At 47.6% G+C, this 21,175-nt stretch carries 23 protein-coding genes and 1 tRNA gene; 6 read left to right on the forward strand and 18 right to left on the reverse strand.

Going from position 1 to position 21,175, the window contains the following annotated elements; all coding sequences use genetic code 11:
• Window positions 1-69 precede the first annotated feature (69 nt).
• From atzF to FPL14_RS14040, 6 genes are all read right to left on the reverse strand, one after another.
• Entirely contained in the window at window positions 70-1,827 is a 1,758-nt protein-coding gene (gene atzF, locus FPL14_RS14015; protein WP_182303576.1) for an allophanate hydrolase, read from the reverse strand.
• Between the two features lie 73 nt (window positions 1,828-1,900).
• Window positions 1,901-2,590 (reverse strand): biuret amidohydrolase, encoded by a 690-nt coding sequence (gene biuH, locus FPL14_RS14020; RefSeq protein ID WP_182303577.1) that lies wholly within the window; start codon window positions 2,588-2,590, stop codon window positions 1,901-1,903.
• A 239-nt stretch (window positions 2,591-2,829) separates the two neighbouring features.
• Window positions 2,830-2,920, reverse strand: a tRNA-Ser gene (locus FPL14_RS14025).
• A 61-nt stretch (window positions 2,921-2,981) separates the two neighbouring features.
• Window positions 2,982-3,212, reverse strand: a complete 231-nt coding sequence (locus FPL14_RS14030; protein WP_182303578.1) for a DUF951 domain-containing protein — start codon at window positions 3,210-3,212, stop codon at window positions 2,982-2,984.
• 44 nt (window positions 3,213-3,256) lie between these two features.
• On the reverse strand, window positions 3,257-4,120 hold the full coding sequence (locus tag FPL14_RS14035) for a mechanosensitive ion channel family protein (protein ID WP_182303579.1): 864 nt from the start codon (window positions 4,118-4,120) through the stop codon (window positions 3,257-3,259).
• Window positions 4,121-4,144: 24 nt separating this feature from the next.
• On the reverse strand, window positions 4,145-4,387 hold the full coding sequence (locus tag FPL14_RS14040; RefSeq protein ID WP_182303580.1) for a putative Se/S carrier protein: 243 nt from the start codon (window positions 4,385-4,387) through the stop codon (window positions 4,145-4,147).
• Window positions 4,388-4,538: 151 nt separating this feature from the next.
• Between FPL14_RS14040 and yyaC the strand changes: the two genes are divergently transcribed.
• A complete protein-coding gene (gene yyaC / locus FPL14_RS14045) occupies window positions 4,539-5,159 on the forward strand; it encodes a spore protease YyaC (RefSeq protein ID WP_182303581.1) in 621 nt (206 codons plus the stop codon).
• On the opposite strand, the gene FPL14_RS14050 is transcribed toward yyaC, so the two are convergent.
• The 12 genes from FPL14_RS14050 to rpmH form a co-directional block, all read right to left on the reverse strand.
• On the reverse strand, window positions 5,134-5,625 hold the full coding sequence (locus tag FPL14_RS14050) for a DUF4446 family protein (protein ID WP_182303582.1): 492 nt from the start codon (window positions 5,623-5,625) through the stop codon (window positions 5,134-5,136). The two genes, yyaC and FPL14_RS14050, sit on opposite strands and share 26 nt — an antisense overlap.
• A gap of 35 nt (window positions 5,626-5,660) precedes the next feature.
• Complete coding sequence (locus tag FPL14_RS14055) at window positions 5,661-6,836, reverse strand: aminotransferase class V-fold PLP-dependent enzyme (protein ID WP_182303583.1); 1,176 nt, start codon at window positions 6,834-6,836, stop codon at window positions 5,661-5,663.
• Window positions 6,837-6,929: 93 nt separating this feature from the next.
• Window positions 6,930-7,778: a ParB/RepB/Spo0J family partition protein gene (locus FPL14_RS14060; RefSeq protein WP_182303584.1), complete on the reverse strand. Its 849-nt coding sequence runs from the start codon at window positions 7,776-7,778 to the stop codon at window positions 6,930-6,932.
• On the reverse strand, window positions 7,759-8,532 hold the full coding sequence (locus FPL14_RS14065) for a ParA family protein (RefSeq protein ID WP_182303585.1): 774 nt from the start codon (window positions 8,530-8,532) through the stop codon (window positions 7,759-7,761). Before FPL14_RS14065 ends, FPL14_RS14060 begins: the two co-directional genes overlap by 20 nt.
• 183 nt (window positions 8,533-8,715) lie before the next feature.
• Window positions 8,716-9,528, reverse strand: a complete 813-nt coding sequence (gene noc, locus FPL14_RS14070) for a nucleoid occlusion protein (protein WP_182303586.1) — start codon at window positions 9,526-9,528, stop codon at window positions 8,716-8,718.
• Between the two features lie 338 nt (window positions 9,529-9,866).
• Window positions 9,867-10,619 carry a 16S rRNA (guanine(527)-N(7))-methyltransferase RsmG gene (rsmG, locus tag FPL14_RS14075; protein WP_182303587.1) on the reverse strand — a complete coding sequence of 251 codons (753 nt, stop codon included), beginning with the start codon at window positions 10,617-10,619 and terminating at the stop codon, window positions 9,867-9,869.
• A complete protein-coding gene (mnmG, locus tag FPL14_RS14080) occupies window positions 10,616-12,517 on the reverse strand; it encodes a tRNA uridine-5-carboxymethylaminomethyl(34) synthesis enzyme MnmG (protein WP_182303588.1) in 1,902 nt (633 codons plus the stop codon). Before mnmG ends, rsmG begins: the two co-directional genes overlap by 4 nt.
• 30 nt (window positions 12,518-12,547) lie before the next feature.
• Window positions 12,548-13,924 (reverse strand): tRNA uridine-5-carboxymethylaminomethyl(34) synthesis GTPase MnmE, encoded by a 1,377-nt coding sequence (mnmE, locus tag FPL14_RS14085; protein WP_182303589.1) that lies wholly within the window; start codon window positions 13,922-13,924, stop codon window positions 12,548-12,550.
• Between the two features lie 78 nt (window positions 13,925-14,002).
• Entirely contained in the window at window positions 14,003-14,620 is a 618-nt protein-coding gene (gene jag, locus FPL14_RS14090) for an RNA-binding cell elongation regulator Jag/EloR (protein ID WP_182303590.1), read from the reverse strand.
• The gene (locus tag FPL14_RS14095) at window positions 14,617-15,402 is read right to left on the reverse strand and encodes a YidC/Oxa1 family membrane protein insertase (protein ID WP_182303989.1); all 786 of its coding nucleotides are present in this window, start codon (window positions 15,400-15,402) and stop codon (window positions 14,617-14,619) included. The genes jag and FPL14_RS14095 overlap by 4 nt, the downstream gene beginning before the upstream one ends.
• A gap of 203 nt (window positions 15,403-15,605) precedes the next feature.
• Complete coding sequence (gene rnpA, locus FPL14_RS14100; RefSeq protein WP_182303591.1) at window positions 15,606-16,028, reverse strand: ribonuclease P protein component; 423 nt, start codon at window positions 16,026-16,028, stop codon at window positions 15,606-15,608.
• A gap of 124 nt (window positions 16,029-16,152) precedes the next feature.
• The gene (rpmH, locus tag FPL14_RS14105; protein WP_120978004.1) at window positions 16,153-16,287 is read right to left on the reverse strand and encodes a 50S ribosomal protein L34; all 135 of its coding nucleotides are present in this window, start codon (window positions 16,285-16,287) and stop codon (window positions 16,153-16,155) included.
• 474 nt (window positions 16,288-16,761) lie between these two features.
• Between rpmH and dnaA the strand changes: the two genes are divergently transcribed.
• From dnaA to remB, 5 genes are all read left to right on the forward strand, one after another.
• The gene (dnaA, locus tag FPL14_RS14110; protein ID WP_182303592.1) at window positions 16,762-18,114 is read left to right on the forward strand and encodes a chromosomal replication initiator protein DnaA; all 1,353 of its coding nucleotides are present in this window, start codon (window positions 16,762-16,764) and stop codon (window positions 18,112-18,114) included.
• A 242-nt stretch (window positions 18,115-18,356) separates the two neighbouring features.
• A complete protein-coding gene (gene dnaN / locus FPL14_RS14115) occupies window positions 18,357-19,496 on the forward strand; it encodes a DNA polymerase III subunit beta (RefSeq protein WP_182303593.1) in 1,140 nt (379 codons plus the stop codon).
• Between the two features lie 10 nt (window positions 19,497-19,506).
• The gene (gene yaaA / locus FPL14_RS14120) at window positions 19,507-19,722 is read left to right on the forward strand and encodes a S4 domain-containing protein YaaA (RefSeq protein ID WP_182303594.1); all 216 of its coding nucleotides are present in this window, start codon (window positions 19,507-19,509) and stop codon (window positions 19,720-19,722) included.
• 44 nt (window positions 19,723-19,766) lie between these two features.
• Entirely contained in the window at window positions 19,767-20,885 is a 1,119-nt protein-coding gene (gene recF / locus FPL14_RS14125; protein ID WP_182303595.1) for a DNA replication/repair protein RecF, read from the forward strand.
• A 16-nt stretch (window positions 20,886-20,901) separates the two neighbouring features.
• Window positions 20,902-21,147, forward strand: a complete 246-nt coding sequence (gene remB / locus FPL14_RS14130; RefSeq protein WP_182303596.1) for an extracellular matrix regulator RemB — start codon at window positions 20,902-20,904, stop codon at window positions 21,145-21,147.
• The last annotated feature ends 28 nt before the right edge of the window (window positions 21,148-21,175 follow it).

The raw sequence follows: 21,175 nt of genomic DNA on the forward strand, positions 1-21,175 counted from the left end.
ATTACTGAGATTAAGCTTACATTAGACATAAAAAGAGAGGCCATCCTAAAGGACGACCTCATGATTGGGTCATATTACCGCTCGCCAGCCTCCAAACGAAGTAATATCCTCCGCCACTTCCGTCACGTAAGCTTCGCATAGAAACCCAGGCACTTCCGTTCCATCCTGGAGCTCGACTTTGCCGATGCCGAGAGGTGCCGGAATGGTCGCCGCGAAAGCTCCGAACGTCTCAAGGGGCATCTCCCATATTTCCAGATGGATTGAGCTTCCTCCAACCTCTTGTTTCACTAAACCGGGTTTAGGGGGTAGCGTAGGCAGCCTATACAACTCATACTTTGCGGCAGTCTTATCCTCACGCACGAACTTTGCCCTGCATTGCTGCATTTGTTTCTCTAACGGCAACCCCCTCATATGCAACCCGCATACCGCTACTAGAGTATGTCGTGGACTTGGAGCTAACGCCTGCCGGGCTGGTGCTAACGCCCCGCCGAATCTCTCCGCTGCTCCGATCGCATATCCTTCATTTTCCGCAAGAGCGAAAATCGTAATCCCGAATGGAACATTGTCCTCAATTATCCCCGACGGCACCGCCACTCCGCACAGATCAAGCAAGTTGCAATGGTTCGTATACATTCCCATATCGGAATTGGTTGCAACCGGATCGTTCCGCACCTGATCTCGCGTCCACGTCCCTCCAGCCGTTGGCATAACAAGCACCGCGTCTTTCAGCAGTTTGCTCGCCTCGAGCTTATACGCCTGAAGCGCATGAATCGCTTTAAATACCGATGCGCCATCATACCGCTCCGCCGATCCCGTACGCAAGATTTGATCGGTCACCGGCAATACGCTGTCCGGGTGTGCTTCAATGAAGCTCCCGAGACCTGCCCACCTCTCTCCTACGAACGGTCCTCCGTACAGCAAATTTGCCGCTTGATGGAATACCTTCGTCGAGACAGGCTGTATCGGAATGTCCAGCTTCTTCAACTTATCGAGGGTCCGTTGCCACGCTTGTTCATATTGCTGCGCATAGGGGCCAAAGAAACGCAGCGGTTCCTCCGGCAAAAGCATCCTATTAGGATTAGCCGAAACCGGCAAAGGTACATTTCTAGACCACGGATCGCTTTCATCCAGCCCTCGAACGACTTTATCCACGATTAAGGCTTCATCCAACGTTAAGGCGAATACCGATACGCAATCAAGGCTGGCGCAAGCAGGCACGACTCCTTTGGTAGGCCATGCCCCAAGACTCGGTTTATATCCTACGATTCCGTTCAACGCAGCAGGTACGCGTCCAGATCCCGCCGTATCGGTTCCAAGCGAGAATGCCGCATGGCCCCGGGCAACCGCCACGGCCGAGCCCGAACTCGAACCTCCGCTTATCAATTCGCTCTTCAGCGCATTATGCGTTTCTCCGTATGGACTTCTGATTCCTACAAGACCCGTGGCGAACTGATCCAAGTTTGTTTTGCCTAAGGGAATCGCTCCAGCCGCTATCAACCTCGCCACAACGGTTGCATGCTCGTTCGGCACGTACTGGTAATCCGGACAAGCCGCCGTCGTCGGCACTCCCGCCCAATCGATATTATCCTTAATCGCAAACGGGATTCCCCATAGAGGCGCATCGTCCATTTTGAGATCCGCTAACCGATCCAAGTAGGGACGTATCCGTTCCATTCGCGGAGGGGTAATCCATGTGTTCATGGAAGCATCCTCTTCCGCTCGCCTGATAATGTCTTTAACGACTTCTTCCGGAGTCGCATCGCCATTCAGATACGCTTGTCGCAGCTGCTTGATCGACATTCCGGCAGCATATTTGCTCAATGTCATCGTTTATCCTCCGCCTTTCTGTTCCCGCTCGCAATCGATGACGCGTTAGATCGGTATTCGCAGTCAACTTAAATCAGGCTAATTGACTTAACATTCGTATAACTTTATCCGAATCCGATACGCTTCCGAAGACGCCGCCTTGCATCGTCACCATCTTGAGCGCCGCCAAATGATTGTCCGGATCCGTCGCTCCCGTGCAATCTTCCAAGATCAAGCATTCGTAACCGCGATCGTTCGCTTCCCGCATCGTCGTATGCACGCAGACGTCCGTCGTGATTCCCGTTAGGATCAAGTTCCGAATTCCTTTCGTTCGAAGAACGAGATCCAGATCCGTCGCGTAGAAGCTTCCTTTACCCGGTTTATCGATAATGATTTCCCCAGGCAACGGCGCCAGCTCTTCGATAATTTGCCACCCCGGCTCGCCCCTTACGAGAATCTTGCCCGCCGGTCCTTCCGATCCGATCTCCGCGCCGATTTGTTTGCTTCTCCATCTTTTGTTCGCCGGAAGATCGGATAAATCCGGACGATGGCCTTCTCTCGTATGAATAATCGTGAATCCGGGAATAGATCTTGTCGTATCCAGAAGCCGTTTAATAGGTTCGATGGCACGGCGAGTCAGCGATAAATCATAACCCATCCGATCCACGTAACCGCCTTTGCCGCAAAAGTCGATCTGCATATCGATTACGATTAGAGCGGTATTGTCGGCTCTCAGCTCGCCATTGTAAGGGTACGCGTAAGGATTCGCATCAATAAACATCATGTCCACTCCTTTATGTTAACTATGTGTCACATAATACTGTTACTTTGTTATATTATATAACGCAACCAACCAGGAGTCATTGTAATTGAATCATAATCGATTTGAGAAAGTATTGTTTGCGGGTGACAAGGAGGGCTTAATATTGGGGAATTGGGGGAAGTTTCGGAAACACAAAAAAATCCTCTTACTGGTTTCTTGTAAGAGGATTCGTATTCTAATTTATTAGATTATGTGATTAGTGGCGGAGAGAGTGGGATTCGAACCCACGCACGCCTCGCGACGCCTAGTTGATTTCGAGTCAACCCCCTTGGGCCTCTTGGGTACCTCTCCGCAGCAAGAAAAATAATATCACATTTACTGCGGACTTGCAACTGGATTTCATATCCAGTTTTTAATCTTCTTTTTCTTCTTCTGCTCCGGGTTGGCCATCGCTCGCCGATCTCAATACTTTCTTTAAGCTCTTCTCGAATTTAGCCCGCGGCAACAGAATGCTGTGCTTGCATTTGACGCATTTGATACGGATATCCATCCCCATGCGAATGATCTCCATCTCGTTGGCACCGCAAGGATGCTGCTTCTTCATGAGAACAACGTCCCCGAGCTCGAACTGTTTTTTCTCCATTAGGATCCCTCCCCGTTCACCGCTTTTCAATCTGCTCGTTTACTCTAAGTGGTCGCTTCCGTCTTGGCTGCTTCGAAAGCTTTTTTCAGCTCCGTATTGATCAATCGAGTAACTTCTCCCGTTGTATTCGGCTTACAACGCGCCGTAATTCTGATTGTCATCTGATTAAAAGCAAGCGTCTGAATACCGAGTACTTCCGGGGTTGCCGTAATGTTAGGGTTGTTGAGTTGATTGAGCACGTTACGAATCGTTGTCATCATCTCTTCGATCGTATTCTCGTATGCGATCGTGATGTCGACAACCGCCAATAAGGGATTAACGGAGAAGTTCGTCACTTCATTAATGAGTCCGTTCGGGATAATATGGACTTCGCCGGTCCAATTTCGGATCCTGGTCGCACGTAGTCCGATCATCTCGACCGTGCCTTTGAAATCCTTCGTCTGAATGACGTCGCCTACCGCGAATTGATCCTCCAAGATGATGAAAAAGCCGGTAATGACGTCTTTAACCAAGCTCTGGGCTCCGAAACCGATCGCTAACCCTATTACACCCGCTCCAGCTAGCAATGGTGCTAGCTGGATGTGGAACTCTCCTAGTATCAGTAGAATCGCTATAAAGTTAAAAACGTAGGAAGCTGCGTTTTTTAATAGCCTTCCCATCGTTTGAACGCGTCTTGTTCTCAGCTTTAAGCGCTTCGATTTTTTCTCGTTGGTCACATGATCGATAAATCGATTAACGATTACGAGCACTATTCGGCTTATGAGGATAATCAATATTACGCGCAGAAGCACCATAGCCGCGTTCGTCCACATCTCCGTGTCCTGGAGCATCTCCGTTATTCGATCAATGAATTTGTTCCACAAGTTCCCGCTAATGATTACTTGTTCCGTAGCCAATAAAGCTCGCATAAGCCATTTTCTCCTTTTAACTCATTAAATCTGGTTATAGCCGTCGAATGTCTTCTCGAACATCCCTCGAATCTCTACTTTCTCCGAGACGATGATCTGTTTGACTTGAACCAAATCGGAGCTTGGAAATGCTATCGACAACGCACACCCTGCCGTAATTTCCTTAGGGGTCGGACAAATATCAATCTCGATATATGCGTACTCCAACAGCATTTCTGCTCTTAGCGCTTGTTGGGTGGAATCGAATGCGATCAAATGAGTGTCCATTGTACACCCCTCCTGCTTACATTGACACTAACTATACCCCGATACTTGTAATTCTAACCTACAAATCTTCGCCTTTCCGACTGTCCAAGTATAAATGAGTCCTTTCGTCCATATACTAGTAACATACTAGGGTAGGAGGCGATTCGGACGAATGAACGGCGCTTGGGAGAAACGTCCGGGCTCCGCACCGGAATCGGCGGCGCTCTCTTTAAAGATTCCTTTTAACGAACCAACGGTCTTGCAACGATTATCCCAGAAACTCGAGTACTATTTGGAAGGGTTATCGCCAGAGCGTCGGATCGTCATCGTCTGCGTTGGCACGGACCGTTCTACGGGGGATTCGCTCGGTCCTTTGGTCGGAACGGCTTTAGCCCGAGAATACAGTTCTTTATTCGACCTGTATGGAACATTAGAAGAGCCTGTGCATGCCATGAACTTAGGAGATACTTTGCTCAAGGTAATGAGGAGCTCGCGTCAGCCCTTCGTCATCGCCGTTGATGCGTGCCTCGGACAAGTTTCCAGCGTAGGCTGCATTCAACTCGGTTCAGGTCCTGTACGTCCCGGAGCCGGCGTGAACAAGGAACTCCCTCCCGTCGGCGACATCCATATGACAGGCATTGTTAACGTCGGCGGATTCATGGAGTACTTCGTACTGCAGAATACGCGGTTAAATCTCGTCGTTAAAATGTCGGAAATCATTGCGCAGAGTCTCTTAACCGCAGTACATAAGACACGCAGTAATCAGGTTATCCCTTTTGCTTTGCCTGATTAATCGCGATTTTTTCTTCCGGCGTTAGCATGTACGCGGATTGGCCTTTATCGATCGGTTTAGCGTACAAGAACGTTTGTTCCCTGCCATGAATTCCCGTGATGACCACTCCATCTTGCTCCTCGTTCACGAACGCGACCGAGAAGCTAAGATCGCTTCCGGAATCCGAGAATGCATTAAACCGATGAACGCTGATTCTTCCTTTCAGGGACGATAAGCGTTTTTCTTGTTCGTCTAGCTTCTCGCTTTGGTTAGCCTGTCTATTATCTAAGGAAGAGAGTCTTTCATGAACGACATTCATAACCTCTTCCATGTTGTGTACTCCCGTTTCCCCAATCATCTTACGGTGCGATTCTTTAACTTTACGCAGCTTGCTTGTAACCACTATGAGCCATATGAACAAGATTAAGAGAAGCAAGCCTTCTCCCGCAGCAACCGCCATTGCGAGTTGATCATTCCAACCATCCATTGTTTCTACATCCCCCAATATTACTTCCTCTGTAGTTACTTAGAATTTTTCAGAGTACGGTTAATTTCTTTAACCGCTTCGATCATTGATACGATTTCCGATTTTTCCGTAAAATATCCGGGACTCGCCCGAACCGCACCCGTCTCGAACGAACCCGCGGTCTCATGTCCTAACGGGGTACAATGGAATCCGGCCCTCACCGCGATCCCGAATTGCTGATCGAGCAGGAAAGCCATTTCCGAAGGATCGACTCCCTCTAACAAGAAAGAAACAATAGCCGTTCTCTCTACTCCGACTTCAGGTCCGAGGATGGAAATCCCCTCAATCCCTTGAAGGCCTTCCATCAACTCGAAAGTCAATTGTTGTTCCTTGACATGGATGACGTCCGTCGTTTCTTTCATAACGAAGCTAACGCCTTCCGACAACCCTGCAAGCCCAACGGTATTCTGCGTGCCTGCTTCGTATCGATCCGGTCGCACTTGCGGCTGCTCCGGAGCTTCCGATTTACTGCCGGTTCCCCCATGCATCAGAGGCTCTAATTCTAAATTCGGATGTATGTATAATCCACCCGTCCCTTGAGGTCCCATCAAACCTTTATGCCCCGGAAAGGCAAGCAAATCGATTCCCATGCCCTCTACATCTATCGGCAACACCCCGGCGCTTTGAGCAGCATCGACGAGCAACTTCACCTTTTTCCGGCGAGCAATCTCTCCTATATCCGATACGGGAGTAATCGTACCGAGTAGATTGGAGCTATGCGTAACGGCAATCATCTTCGTATTCGGCTTGATTGCGGCTTCGACTTCTTTCCTGTCCAATGTCCCCTTGGCATCGGTCGGAATATAAGTAACCTCGATCCCTAACTTCCTCTTCAGCGCTTCTAAAGGCCTTCTCACCGAATTATGTTCGAGGGATGTCGCGATCACATGATCCCCTTGCCGCAACAACCCTTGAATCGCAAGGTTTAATGCGTGGGTCGTATTCAACGCAAAAGCAATGTCGTTTGGATTGCTTATACGAAACAACCTGGCCAACTTCTTGCGGGCTTCAAACAACACTCTACTAGCCTTTACAGCCATCTCATGACCGCCTCGGCCTGGGTTAGCCGCGCTCTCATTCATATGTCGTTGCATCGCCTCTAACACGGCTGGGGGCTTAGGCCAACTCGTCGCGGCATTGTCCAAATAGACGATCGGTTTCGTGTCCGACACTTCTCTTCACCATCCTAACGCAACAATAGCATACCTTAGTTTAATGCTTCCTTAGGAAGATTACAACTTAGGTATGCTATCGAAATATCTTTATTATGCCATCGCTTTAAGAAGCTCCAACAACCGTTCTAAATCGTTTTTGCCGAAGTACGACAATTCGATTCGACCTTTGTCTTTGTTGGATTTAATCCGCACTGTCGTTTGGAATTTCTCGCGAAGGGTTTCTTCGATTTCCTCAATGAACGGGTCGCGCTTTTTAGCTTTTGGTTTCGTTTTAACGGCGACCTTCGTTTCGGTCTGTTGAACTGCTTCCTCTAGTTCACGGACGCTCCACTCGCCTGCAACCGACTGCTTCGCCAGTTGACGTTTTAACGATTCATCTTTTATTCCCGCCAACGCACGCGCATGTCCCATGGACAATGTTCCACGTGAAACATAATCTTTTATCTCATCCGGCAGCGAAAGCAACCGCAGGAAGTTCGCAATATGCGAACGAGATTTTCCGACTTTTAGACTTAACTCTTCTTGAGTTAGTTTGAACTGATTCATAATCGCTTGGTAAGCTATCGCGACTTCAAGCGAGTTGAGATCTTCCCGTTGCACGTTCTCGATCAATGCGATTTCCATCACTTGTTGATCGTTATAAGTCCTTACTACTGCCGGGATCGTAGCGTTTCCTAGAAGTTGAGACGCTCTGAACCTTCTTTCTCCAGCGATAATCTCGAATCCTTTTAACGCCTGACGAACGACGATCGGCTGAATAACCCCATGTTCGCGAATCGACTCCGCCAACTCTTTAATTGCTTCTTCTTCGAACGTTTTTCGAGGTTGATAAGGATTCGGCCTTAGTTGCGACAACGGAATTTCTACGACTTTATCATCCTCTTTAATCGATAGAGAGGTAATTAAAGCATCTAATCCTTTACCTAGCCGCTTGCTCATACGAGATCACTTCCTTCGCCAACTCGAGATACACTTCTGCACCTTTGGACTTCGGATCATAAGTAATAATCGATTGTCCATGAGACGGAGCTTCGCTTAACCGCACATTACGCGGAATAACGGTTTGGTACACCTTCTGTTGGAAATACTTCTTAACCTCTTCAATGACTTGGATACCCAGATTGGTTCGAGCATCGAACATCGTTAGCAGCACGCCTTCGATCTGAAGCGATGTGTTCAAATGTTTCTGAACCAGTCTAATAGAGTTAAGCAACTGACTCAAACCCTCCAACGCGTAGTACTCGCATTGAATCGGAATCAGAACCGAGTCCGCTGCCGTTAAGGAGTTGATCGTCAGTATCCCTAATGAAGGAGGACAATCGATCAGTATATAATCATAATCGCTCTTAACTAGAGCCAACGCCTTCTTAAGACGAATCTCGCGAGACATCGTTGGGACCAATTCAATTTCGGCGCCTGCCAATTGAATCGTTGCCGGAATGATCTTAAGATTAGGGATATCCGTATCGGCAACAGCCTGCTTGGGATGTACTTCGTTAATAAGCACATCATAGATGCAATAATTAACGTCTGCCTTATTAATTCCGATTCCGCTTGTCGTATTGCCTTGGGGATCGATATCGACGATTAACACTCTCTTGCCTAGGGAAGCCAGACAAGCGCCAAGATTAACCGAAGTCGTGGTTTTACCTACTCCACCCTTTTGATTGGCAATCGCAATAATTTTAGACAACCTTATTCACCTCAATATGAATTACACATGTAAACCGGCACTACCAACCATAAGTACGCTTAACTGCTCGCGGTAACGTTTGCTTTTTTACTCGAGAAACAAAAAGCGGCCCCATGTCCAACGCCTACCATACATCCGCTCAATGGCAGCGTCTCTCTATCGATCATGGGTACCCGCACTATACTAGCGTTTAGGAATTCGAATTATTATTTCGTAATGATCATCGCAATCTTTTTCGCTTGCCTTGATAGGTATTCCGGAGCCGTTAACCATATCAACCGATTGACGAATCGTATTGAGCGCTAAACGAACATCTTTAGTAAAGGAAATACGCTTTTTCTTAGGTTTTGCAACTTCTAAGTAGAACGCGATCCGGATCTCAGTTTGTTTAACATTCAGATCCTTTTCGATAATCTCCGCAAGCACTTTATTTTGAGCCTCTTCATCCGGCAATGACAACAACGCCCTGCCATGCCGTTCGGTAATTTTTCTCTCAAGCAGAGCAAGCTTTACCGTTTCTCCCAGCTGCAGCAAACGAATCTTGTTAGCAATCGTGGATTGGCTTTTCCCCAACCTCTGAGCAAGACTCTCCTGAGTTAATTGATGTAAATCAATCAACTTTTGATAAGCCATCGCTTCCTCTAATGCCGTCAAGCCTTCACGTTGCAGATTCTCAATCAAGGCAACGGAAGCAGCCTGAGAGTCATTGATTTCTCTAACAATGGCAGGAATGTGGTCCATTCCCAGTTTTGAAACCGCGCGCCAACGGCGTTCTCCGGCAATAATTTCGAACTTGCCGTTGCGGATTCTTACCACGATAGGCTGAATAATCCCGTGCGTTTTGATCGTTTGGCATAGTTCGTCAATGCGATCGTCGTCAAAAATCGATCTTGGCTGATAAGGGCTCGGAACGATTTCGTGGACGGATATTTGTTTGACTTCTTCCTGATTGCTACGGTCCGATAAACCGAGCAGTCTTGAGAATTGCTCTTTCATTTCTCTCGGATCACCACATTAAGTAAGATAGGGCGGAAATTTGTGTCCATAGCGACGAAAAAGCGCCGCCAATGAGCGCCGTGAGGCACATAAGCGACACGCTAATCTGTTAATCTATATATTCGCTATCCATACCCCATTCTCCTGCTTTTCATAAAACTTTCACATGGAGAAAACGCAATACTATCAACGGCAGAGAAACTCCGAGCGTCAAACTATCTTGTATAAGAATATCATGTTTGAAGAGCTCTCGTAAACGTAAAAATGTTCCACGTGAAACATTTCTCATTTTTGAGGTGAGATGTTTCACGTGGAACATTTAAGTGAACGAATTGTATTTATTTCGATCCTAATGATAATGATGGTTTGACTAGCGGAGTTTTGAGCGGAATACCTGCTTTGCGAGGATAAGCCGCCGGTGTTGGTTCTTTCTTCGCGCAAATGACAAGATGTCTATCTGCGCCCTCTGTAGGTAGCTTCAATCGTTTTACGTCTTGAATTTTGCCGTTTAACTTAGCGAGGCTATACCGCCCCTCATCTAATTCGGTTGAAACGTCCGTCCCCTTCATGGCGACGAACAATCCGCCCGGACGGGTAAACGGTAAACAAAATTCGTTAAGCACCGCTAATCGAGCTACGGCTCTTGCCGTTACTACATCGTAATGATCTCTGTGTTCCCTCTTCCTTGCTGCGTCTTCCGCACGGCTGTGCAAGCATAACACTTTAGATAACCCTAGTTGAGAGGTGACTTCCTCCAAAAACTTGATTCTCTTCGCCAGTGCATCGATGATCGTAACTTGCAAATGAGGGAAGGCAATCGCAAGGGGAACGGAAGGAAATCCTGCGCCCGAACCGATATCCGCCAATGAAGTGGTTTTGTCGAACTGCACCACTCCGGCAACCGTCAACGAATCATAGAAATGCTTCTCGTAAACCGCATCCCTCTCCGTTATCCCTGTCAGATTCATCTTCTCATTCCACTCTACCAGCAAGGAATAATAAGTTTCGAACTGAGACATTTGATGATCCGTCAACGTAATGCCTAAATTTTGTGCTTGCTCTTTAAAATGTTGCTGAATAACATCCGTCATGATCCGTGCGCCGCCGCGGTTACCCGATTATAATGCTCCAGGTGGACGAGCAGGATCGACAAGTCCGCTGGAGTCACCCCGGCTATTCTAGAAGCCTGACCGATGGACAAAGGTCGAATTTTACCGAGCTTCTGCTTTGCTTCCATCGCCAAACCATGAATGATGTCGTAATCGATATTATCGGGAATGCGCTTTTTCTCCATTTTCTCCATTCGATCGACTTGGAGTTGTTGCTTCTCGATATACCCTGTGTACTTCACCTGAATTTCGACCTGTTCCTTCACGTCTTCGGATAGTTCGACCGCCGAAGGGTGCAAACTTTCAAGATGCGCGTAAGTGATCTCGGGACGGCGAAGCAAAGTTAAACCATCCACCGTGTTGTTAAGCGGAGCCGATCCTGCCTCTGCAAGCATCGCTTGAACGGCTTCATCCGGACGGAACTTGGTTTCTTTAAGTCGGGCAATTTCCGCTTCTACGTGATCTTTCTTTTCAATAAATTTCGCGTAACGCTCTTTCGTAATCAAACCGATCTCATAACCGGTTGGCGTTAATCGCAAGTCCGCATTATCGTGGCGGAGCAACAAACGATATTCCGCACGGGAAGTGAGCAAACGGTAAGGCTCGTTAGTCCCTTTCGTCACAAGATCATCGATCATAACTCCGATGTAGCCTTTAGAGCGATCGATAATGACCGGTTCGGCACCCTGTACTTTACGCGCAGCGTTAATGCCGGCTATAATGCCCTGTCCTGCCGCTTCCTCGTAACCCGACGTTCCGTTGATCTGGCCCGCAGTGAATAAATTATTAACTAATTTGGTTTCGAGGGAAGGCCATAGTTGGGTAGGAACAACCGCATCATATTCGATGGCATAACCCGGACGCATCATCTCGACTTTCTCCAAGCCGGGAATCGATCTTAGAATATCGACCTGGACCTCTTCCGGCATACTCGTGGAAAGCCCCTGCACATAATATTCCTTCGTGTTTCTGCCTTCCGGTTCCAAAAATATTTGATGCTTCGGTTTGTCCGCGAATCGCACGATTTTGTCTTCGATCGAAGGACAATATCTTGGACCCGTTCCTTCAATCAAGCCGGAGAACATCGGAGCGCGATACAAGTTATCGTTAATGATCTGATGCGTTTCCTCGGAAGTATACGTCAACCAACAAGGGATCTGGTCATCCGCGTGCGCCATATATTCCGTTTCGTAAGAAAAATACTTCGGTTTACTGTCGCCCGGCTGAATTTCCGTTTTGCTAAAATCAATGGAATCCTCGTGCACCCGCGGTGGAGTTCCCGTCTTAAATCGCGCCAATTGAAAACCGCAACGTTTTAACGATTCCGACAGCTTAACCGCCGGCTGTTGATTGTTCGGTCCGCTCTCATACATCAATTCGCCAAGAATGACTTTTCCGCGCAAATAGGTACCCGTCGTTATAACAACCGACTTCGCGCCGTATTCCGCTCCCGTTTTGGTCACGACGCCCACGCATGCTCCGTCTTCTATGATTAGATCCTCAACCAAACCTTGACGTAACGTCAATCTTTCCTGCAATTCGATCGTTTGCTTCATCGTATGCTGATAGAGAAATTTATCCGCTTGAGCTCTCAAGGCATGAACGGCCGGGCCTTTACCCGTATTAAGCATGCGCATTTGAATAAACGTTTTATCGATATTGCGTCCCATTTCCCCGCCTAGAGCGTCGATCTCGCGAACGACGTGTCCTTTGGCCGGACCTCCTACGGACGGATTACAGGGCATAAAAGCAACCATATCCAGATTGATCGTCAACAACAGCGTTTCACAGCCCATGCGGGCCGCGGCTAATGCCGCTTCGCAGCCCGCGTGTCCGGCACCGATGACGATGACGTCGAAATCACCTGCACGATAGGTCATAACGCTTTCCCTCCTTATATTAATTATCAATTATTTACCTAGACAGAACTGTGAGAAAATCTGATCAAGCAACGAATCGCCCGCGGCATCGCCAAGAATTTGACCTAAAGCTTCCCAAGAGGCGGCAAGATCGATCTGAATAAGATCAATCGGCACTCCCTCGTGCGTTGCTTGAATAGCGTCCTCTAGGGATTGCTTCGTCTGATGCAACAACGCGATGTGTCGGGCATTACTCACGTATGTGATATCTCCGGATTCAACGGCTCCGCTAAAGAACAAACCGGAGACGGCTTTTTCCAAATCCTCGATTCCTTGGCCTTCCTTGGCTGACAAATACACAATCCGTTCCTTAGAATAGTCGCGTTCAACCTCTTCGATATTCAGTTGCCCCGGCAAATCGATCTTATTGACCACCACGATCGTCGAACGATCCTTCAACTGCTCAAGCAGCTTTCTTTCGTCCTCATGCAGCTCTTCATGATGATTCAATACAAGCAAGGTTAGATCCGCATCGCTTAGCGCGCCGCGGGAACGTTCAACCCCGATCTGTTCGACTTTGTCGCTCGTTTCGCGAATGCCTGCCGTATCTAGAAGCCTTAACGGAATTCCGGATAAAGATACCGACTCCTCTACAATATCACGAGTCGTGCCCGGGATGTCAGTAACAATCGCTTTGTTATCGCGTGCTAACGCATTTAACAATGAAGATTTCCCTGCGTTAGGTCGCCCAACGATTACAGTAACGATTCCTTCTCTTAATATTTTGCCTTCGTTCGACTGAATTAACAACTGGTTAACTTGCGTGAGTACGGAGCTGCAATTTTCACGGATAAAATCGGCCGTCACGCTCTCCACATCATGCTCTGGATAGTCGATATTGACTTCGACGTGCGCAAGCAATTCAATTAGCTGTTGGCGCATCGGGACGATCTTCTTGGACAAAGCTCCTTCAGCTTGTTTTCTGGCTACTTGGAAGGCTCGATCGGATTTCGACCGAATCAAATCGATAACGGCCTCCGCTTGAGCAAGATCGATTCTCCCGTTCAGGAACGCGCGTTTCGTAAATTCCCCCGGTTCAGCCAATCTGGCTCCATTACGCAGCACCAACTCCAAAACCGATTTAACGGCGACGATTCCCCCGTGCGTGCTGATCTCTACAACGTCTTCAGCCGTAAAAGAACGCGGACCTTTCATAACCGTTACTAACACTTCATCTAATACGGCATCCTGCTTAGGATCCACTATCCAACCATATTGAACGGTATGGGTTGGAACCTCGCGCAAATCAAGCTTGGATTTGAATATTTTAGCCACCGTATCGACCGCATTCTGTCCGCTTACCCGGACGACGGCAATGCTGCCCTCCCCTAACGCGGTCGCAATCGCGGCAATCGTATCTTCGTTCATCTATTCACCTCTAACGGACATTATACAAAAACGCAATGACCCCCAACGTTGCGGAAGCCATTGCGCGGTCACCCTATTTTACTTCAAAGCGATTACGATTCTCCGATTCGGTTCGTCCCCTTGGCTGAAAGTTCTCACGCTCGGATTCGATTGCAGTCTGGCGTGAATGATCTTTCTTTCCGAAGAGGTCATCGGTTCAAGCACGATTTCCTTGCGCGTTCGAATAACCCTCATGGCCATTCGTTCCGATAAAGCTTCTAAAGTCTGGCGACGGCGTTCGCGAAATTGCTCGGCATCGAGAACGATACGAAGATGTCGGTCGGAGTGGCGATTCGCCACGATGTTCACCAAATATTGAAGAGAATCCAAAGTCTGTCCACGTCGACCGATTAGAATGCCCAAGTCGGAACCCGTAATGTTAATCCGCACTGCATCATTCTCATCCACCCGCTCAACAGAAACGGTAAGTTCCATTGCTCCCGATACTTCCCGAAGAAACTTCATCGCCTCTTCTACGCCATCGGGCAACAATTCCAACTCCACTTTCGCCTCTCTGGCTCCAATGAGCCCGAACAACCCTTTATTGGCTTGTTCCAATACTTTAATGTTCACCCGGTCTTCTTGCACGCCCAATTGGGCAAGACCGTTACGAACCGCATCTTCTACCGTTTTCCCCGATGCCAGGAGCTTTTTCATTTTGACCGTGCCTCCTTACCTTTACCCTTTTTTGGTTTTGGTTGAGGAGCTTCTTCAACTGGTTGTTTAGGCGATTTGCGATACATGAAATAGTTTTGGACAATCGTATAGATGTTGCTGAAAATCCAGTACAAAGGCAAAGCTGACGGGAAATTAATCGCCATCACGAAGATCATGACCGGGAAAATATACATGAGCCCTTTCATCGGTCCGACCATCTGTTGCTGGGAAGACATCATCTTCGATTGAACGAAGGTGGTTATTGCAGCGATGATTGGCAGTATATAAGTAGGATCCTTCTCCCCCAGATGAAGCCAGAGGAAGCTGCTCTCTTCGATTCCCAAAGACTCATTCCCGCGAATGTGGGCATTGGTGTAAATCGAGTTGTACAATGCGATGAAGATCGGCATCTGAACGATAAGCGGCAAGCAACCCGCCAGAGGATTAACTTGATTCGTTTGGTACAGCTTCATCATTTCTTCTTGTTGCTTCTTCGGGTCGTCCTTGAACTTCTCCCGAATTTTCTTCATTTCCGGTTGCAAGGCTTGCATCGCTTTAGTGTTCTTATATTGCTTAATCATTAGCGGAAGGATAATTGTCCTTACAATAATGGTCAGGATCAATATCGCTAAACCATACTGTCCCCCGAACCAGTCCGCAAACGTATCCAACATTTTAGAGAACCAATAAACGACGTTCCGAGTCCACCATGAACCGCTATTTGCCATGTCTTCCGTCAGTATTGCAGTAGCTGCTGGCGTACAGCCTGCGAGCAATGTCATCAGCGACAAAGCGCCGATAACGGTCCACCATTTGCGATTTCGCAACAAAACTAAAAACTCCCCTCTTCAACGCCCGGCATGCCGCAATGTTAACTTAATTTTTCAAGCCAAGTGCAATCAGTCCACAGCAATAACTATTCATGTCCACTATACCATATTAAAGAAGGCAAAGAAAAGCTACGGCTTGTCCACATGCCGATAGCTTATTTGCCTTGTTTTCCATTTTGGTTATTTGGACGATTCCCCCGCGGATGCGATAAAGATTTACCTTTTAAGTTAGGGTTCGACCCCTTCAATAACCCCGCCTTCCGCAGCACGTGCAGAATGCTCCCCTCCATCTCCTTATATGGAAGAGATAGCGCGGGCTTACGAACGATCAATATCAAATCCGTGTCCTCGATCAGTTTAGGCGCATTTAATCTTACGATTTCCTTCACCATTCGCCTTAATCGATTCCGTACGACGGCACCGCCTAATTTACTGCTGGCGGATACCCCCATGCGGAAGGTTCCCTGTTGCGGCCTTCTGCGCCAATAAACGACGAATTGCGAATTCGCGAACGAACGCCCGTAACGGTAAACCACGTTGAAGTCTTCTCTTTTCCGAAGGCGCAGCTTTCTATGCATTATCACCGCTCCATCCAATCCGGAACTAATCAGCTTTTGATCACGAAGTTAAAGCCAGGAAGTCATTTTCGACATTTCCTATCTTTAATGAAAAAAAGACCACGCGATGTGGTCTTTCATTAAACTATGCAGTCAATACTTTGCGACCCTTTTGACGACGAGCAGCGAGAACTTTACGACCGTTCTTCGAGCTCATGCGGCTACGGAAACCGTGAACCTTCTTACGCTTACTTACATTCGGCTTAAATGTAGGACCCATGATTCCAACCCCCTTACTTAAAAACTCACGTCCATTTATTAAACCATGATCGGGCCCAAAAGTCAATGAAAAGCCGTTTTCACACATATAACTTATTCACATGTGCATAAGATTTAACCTTGTTAACGAAACCGGTTGAACATTGTCGAAGCCTCGCACATCTTATCAACAATATGTAGTACTGTGCACAGTTTTCATCCACAAGTTATTGAAATTGTGGATAACACGGTGAAATTCGTTGAATTTATAGGGTTTGTCTGCTATGATTAGGCAAGACTTTCTCGGTGGATACCTACTTTTTACCCTCGTTTTATCAACACCCTGTGAATAACTTTGTGAACAAACCCCCATACACGTGGATATCCCTGAAAATAATAAAGGGGAAACTGTGGATAACTGGTCGTGACAACACTTCGGCCTTTCGTTCTCCGCTTATTTTTTGTCCTTATGATGGGTTAAAGGAGAGAAATTGTCGTGGACAACCGCAACAATGAGGTCTGGCAACAAGTGTTGTCGGTCATCCAAACGAAGCTCAGCAAACCAAGCTTCGATACCTGGTTCAAAGCAACGAAGGCTTCCTTCTTAAACGATAACGTTGTCGTGGTCACGGCCCCTACGACCTTTGCCGTGGAATGGCTCGAAACTCGCTACACCAAGTTGGTATCCTCAACGCTATCCGACTATATTGGCAGAACCGTCGACGTCAAATTTTCAATAGAAGAAGTGCGTCCGCCAGAAACCGCCGAACCTGCGCCGCAAATCGAGATTGCGCGCCAGCCTGTCAACGAAGAGCCTATGATGCACATGTTGAATCCGAAATATACGTTCGACACGTTCGTCATCGGTTCAGCCAATCGATTTGCTCATGCCGCGTCCCTTGCCGTAGCGGAATTGCCGGCCAAATCGTATAACCCGTTTTTCATGTATGGCGGCGTAGGATTGGGCAAAACCCATCTCATGCATGCCATCGGGCATTATATTCTCGAACATAATCCTCATATGAAGGTTCTGTATCTTTCCTCCGAGAAATTCACCAATGAATTCATTAACGCGATCCGCGATAACCGAGGAGAGAGCTTCCGCAACAAATATCGCAATATCGACGTTCTGCTCATCGACGATATTCAGTTTTTGGCCGGTAAAGAGGGAACCCAAGAGGAATTTTTCCATACCTTCAACGCTCTGCACGAAGAACACAAACAGATCGTTATATCCAGTGACCGCCCGCCAAAGGAGATCCCGACGCTCGAAGAGCGGCTGCGTTCCCGGTTCGAATGGGGTCTAATCACCGACATCCAACCGCCGGATTTAGAGACGAGGATCGCCATTCTTCGCAAGAAAGCGAAAGCGGAAAACTTGGACATCCCGAACGAAGCGATGATGTATATCGCCAACATGATCGATTCCAACATTCGCGAGCTGGAAGGCGCGCTTATTCGCATCGTTGCCTATTCCTCGTTGACGAATCAGGATATTTCCGCTCATCTGGCGGCTGAGGCGTTGAAGGATATATTACCGACAGGAAGAACCCGACTCGTCACGATGCAAGATATTCAACAGCGGGTCGGCGATTACTACGGTTTGAAGCTGGAGGATTTCAAAGCTCGCAAGCGGACGAAAGCCGTTGCATTTCCTAGGCAAATCGCAATGTATTTGTCTCGCGAGCTAACGGATTATTCCCTTCCTAAGATCGGTGACGCTTTCGGCGGGCGCGATCATACGACAGTCATCCATGCTCACGAGAAAATATCGCAGCTGCTAAAAGTCGATCAAGATTTGTACAAAATTATCAACAGCCTGACCGAAAAAATCAAAAATTTAACGTAATGCGACACCAAACGCCTATGCACAAAGCGTCCACATGTGGATAGGCGTTATTTTCGAGTTTTTTCGCTGTTATCCACATATTCACGGTGCCTACTACGACTTAAAGATTTAAACATGCTACAATACATGCATAAACGGCTATCGCCGACTTAAATGGCGCATAGGTTTATGTCGGAGACGATTCGGAGAAAAATAGAACCTTTATTCCATTCGAGTCGTTACAAAATTAACGAGGTGAACCCATGAAGTTGACGATTTTACGGGGCGAGTTAAACGACGCCATTCAACATGTATCCAAAGCCGTTGCGTCAAGAACGACCATTCCTATTCTTAGCGGAATTAAATTAGATGCCGGTTTTACGGGAATTACGCTAACTGCGAGCGATACCGACATTTCCATACAAAGCTTCATTCCGCTCGAAACGCCTAACAAGACGATTGCAACGGTCACTCGTCCGGGCAGCGTCGTATTGACGGCCAAATTTTTCGTGGAAATCATTAAGAAGCTTCCTCACGAGGAAGTTCATATCGAGGTTGGAGAACGATTCCAAACGCTGATTACGTCCGGAGCTACGGAGATCCAATTGGTAGGGCTCGATCCGGAGGAATTCCCGGTACTGCCTACCGTCCAAGAAGATCAAGTCGTCTCTATTCCGGGAGATCTGCTAAGAGACATGATCAGACAAACGGTATTCGCCGTAACGACGAATGAATCGACACCGATTCTGACCGGCGTATTATGGAATTTGAACGACGGAGTGTACAAATTCGTAGCCACCGACAGACACCGCCTAGCCAGCCGCTCTGCTCCGGTAGAGATGTACGACGTACGCTTCTCTAATATTGTCATTTCCGGTAAAACGTTGAACGAGTTGGCGAAAATCGTGCCCGACCAAAATGTTATGGTCGATATTGTCGTTGCCGAGAACCAAGTGTTGTTTAAACTGGGGAATGTTCTCTTCTATTCGAGAATGTTGGACGGGACCTATCCCGATACTTCCAAGATTATTCCGCAAAGCTTCAAAACAGAACTTGTCCTTAATACGAAATTGCTAAGCGATTCGATCGATCGTGCCTACTTGCTCTCAAGGGAAGAAAAAACGAACATCGTGCGCCTGGTGACGACGGATAGCGGAGGAATCGAAATTTCATCGAGTTCTTCCGAGTTAGGGAAAGTAACGGAGCAATTGAACGTGACGGAAATGCGCGGCGAACCGTTGAAAATCGCTTTTAACTCCAAATACATGCTCGACGTTCTGAAAGTCATCGACAGCGAAGAGTTATTTATCGGCTTTAACGGAGCAATGAGCCCCATCATCATTAAACCGAACGATCACGAGAACAGCTTGCATTTGATACTTCCGTATAGAACGACGAATTGAGGCGCTATAGATGAAAAACATCGGAATATCTACGGAGTACATTACTTTGGGTCAATTTCTTAAGCTTGCCGATTGCATAGGAACGGGCGGAGAAGTAAAGCACTTCCTTCAGGAAAAAAGCGTTCGTGTGAACGGGGAACCTGACAATCGCAGAGGACGCAAGCTTAGAGTCGGAGATCTCGTTGAAGTCGAGGGGTGCGGATCTTATACGGTCACTGCCCGATAATCCAAGCCCGGCGGCTCCGAAGCCGGGTGGAGAGGGAATAGCCCATGCAGTTAAACACGTTGGAGCTTCAAGGGTATCGCAACTACGAGTCGTTAAAGCTTTCGACTGAGGGCGGAGTCAATATCTTCATCGGGCCTAACGCTCAAGGGAAAACCAATCTGCTGGAAGCGATTCATGTGCTGAGCATAACGAAGTCCCATCGAACTTCGAAGGATAAAGAATTGATTGGATGGAATCAAACCGCGGCGATAATCAGAGCCCAGATGACTCGGAAATTGGGCGATGTCAGCCTGGAACTGCAGCTATCGGCGCAAGGCAAAAAAGCCAAAGTAAACGGCTTGGAGCAACGAAAACTTAGCGGTTTCGTGGGGACGCTAAACGTGGTGCTGTTCGCTCCGGAAGATCTGGATATCGTCAAAGGAGCACCGGGCGTGCGCCGCCGATTCATGGATATGGAAATCGGCCAGGTGCATCCCGGTTATTTGTACGATATGCAGCAGTATCAGAAAATTTTGCAGCAACGGAACAATTACTTGAAGTCGACGGACATCCATCGCGCTTCTCCGGAAATGTTGGACGTATGGAATGAGCAATTGGCGACGACGGGTGTTAAAATGATGCAAAAAAGGAAAAACTTTATTATACAATTGCAAAAGTGGGCGGAGAAAATACATGCCGGAATTACCGGCGGTACCGAACATTTTACAGTCGAGTATAAGCCCTCGTTCGGAACCTCTATTGGAATGGATAACCAAGATCAATCTTCTTTATTCGGACAATTTATGTTAAAGTTAACTCAAGGCAAGGAACAGGAATTCAGACGGGGCATGACGATGACCGGACCGCATCGCGACGATTTGAGCTTCGCCATTAACGGCAAAGACGTGCAATCGTTCGGATCTCAAGGCCAGCAACGCACGGCAGCGCTGTCGTTAAAGCTGGCGGAATTGGAATTGATGCATGAAGAAATCGGGGAATACCCGTTGCTGCTCCTTGACGATGTACTCTCCGAACTGGATCAAACCCGTCAGACTCAGCTCATCGAAACTTTTCAGAGCAGGGTTCAGACTTTTATAACGACAACAGGTTTGGAAAGCGTCAACATGAGTCGCTTGAGGGATGCTTCTATTTTTCACGTACGAGACGGCCAATTGCTGCGCTAACGTAGGGAGGAACTCCGTGTATATTCATCTAGGCGGGGAAAAAATAATTCGAACTTCGCAGCTTGTAGCAATCTTTGATATTTCCATCGAGCAATCTTCCAAGCTATCGAGACAATTCGTCGTACATGCTCAGAAGAACAAAGAAGTGGAAATGATCGGGGAAGAGGATCCTAAATCGATAGTCGTAACGGAGCATAAAGTTTATTACTCCCCGATATCGACGTCCACTCTTAAGAAGCGGGCGCACTATTTGGAAGGGTAAGTATAGACGGCAATCGCCTTCCGCAGGA

This window comes from Cohnella cholangitidis (assembly GCF_014107495.1).
Lineage (GTDB): Bacteria > Bacillota > Bacilli > Paenibacillales > Paenibacillaceae > Cohnella > Cohnella cholangitidis.

What these genes read in the sequence shown, in the direction of transcription:
- atzF (WP_182303576.1), bottom strand. Translation starts at nt 1,827, where the DNA reads ATGACATTGAGCAAATATGCTGCCGGAATGTCGATCAAGCAGCTGCGA.
- biuH (WP_182303577.1), bottom strand. Translation starts at nt 2,590, where the DNA reads ATGATGTTTATTGATGCGAATCCTTACGCGTACCCTTACAATGGCGAG.
- FPL14_RS14030 (WP_182303578.1), bottom strand. Translation starts at nt 3,212, where the DNA reads ATGGAGAAAAAACAGTTCGAGCTCGGGGACGTTGTTCTCATGAAGAAG.
- FPL14_RS14035 (WP_182303579.1), bottom strand. Translation starts at nt 4,120, where the DNA reads ATGCGAGCTTTATTGGCTACGGAACAAGTAATCATTAGCGGGAACTTG.
- FPL14_RS14040 (WP_182303580.1), bottom strand. Translation starts at nt 4,387, where the DNA reads ATGGACACTCATTTGATCGCATTCGATTCCACCCAACAAGCGCTAAGA.
- yyaC (WP_182303581.1), top strand. Translation starts at nt 4,539, where the DNA reads ATGAACGGCGCTTGGGAGAAACGTCCGGGCTCCGCACCGGAATCGGCG.
- FPL14_RS14050 (WP_182303582.1), bottom strand. Translation starts at nt 5,625, where the DNA reads ATGGATGGTTGGAATGATCAACTCGCAATGGCGGTTGCTGCGGGAGAA.
- FPL14_RS14060 (WP_182303584.1), bottom strand. Translation starts at nt 7,778, where the DNA reads ATGAGCAAGCGGCTAGGTAAAGGATTAGATGCTTTAATTACCTCTCTA.
- noc (WP_182303586.1), bottom strand. Translation starts at nt 9,528, where the DNA reads ATGAAAGAGCAATTCTCAAGACTGCTCGGTTTATCGGACCGTAGCAAT.
- rsmG (WP_182303587.1), bottom strand. Translation starts at nt 10,619, where the DNA reads ATGACGGATGTTATTCAGCAACATTTTAAAGAGCAAGCACAAAATTTA.
- mnmG (WP_182303588.1), bottom strand. Translation starts at nt 12,517, where the DNA reads ATGACCTATCGTGCAGGTGATTTCGACGTCATCGTCATCGGTGCCGGA.
- mnmE (WP_182303589.1), bottom strand. Translation starts at nt 13,924, where the DNA reads ATGAACGAAGATACGATTGCCGCGATTGCGACCGCGTTAGGGGAGGGC.
- jag (WP_182303590.1), bottom strand. Translation starts at nt 14,620, where the DNA reads ATGAAAAAGCTCCTGGCATCGGGGAAAACGGTAGAAGATGCGGTTCGT.
- FPL14_RS14095 (WP_182303989.1), bottom strand. Translation starts at nt 15,402, where the DNA reads ATGACATTGCTCGCAGGCTGTACGCCAGCAGCTACTGCAATACTGACG.
- rnpA (WP_182303591.1), bottom strand. Translation starts at nt 16,028, where the DNA reads ATGCATAGAAAGCTGCGCCTTCGGAAAAGAGAAGACTTCAACGTGGTT.
- rpmH (WP_120978004.1), bottom strand. Translation starts at nt 16,287, where the DNA reads ATGGGTCCTACATTTAAGCCGAATGTAAGTAAGCGTAAGAAGGTTCAC.
- dnaN (WP_182303593.1), top strand. Translation starts at nt 18,357, where the DNA reads ATGAAGTTGACGATTTTACGGGGCGAGTTAAACGACGCCATTCAACAT.
- yaaA (WP_182303594.1), top strand. Translation starts at nt 19,507, where the DNA reads ATGAAAAACATCGGAATATCTACGGAGTACATTACTTTGGGTCAATTT.
- recF (WP_182303595.1), top strand. Translation starts at nt 19,767, where the DNA reads ATGCAGTTAAACACGTTGGAGCTTCAAGGGTATCGCAACTACGAGTCG.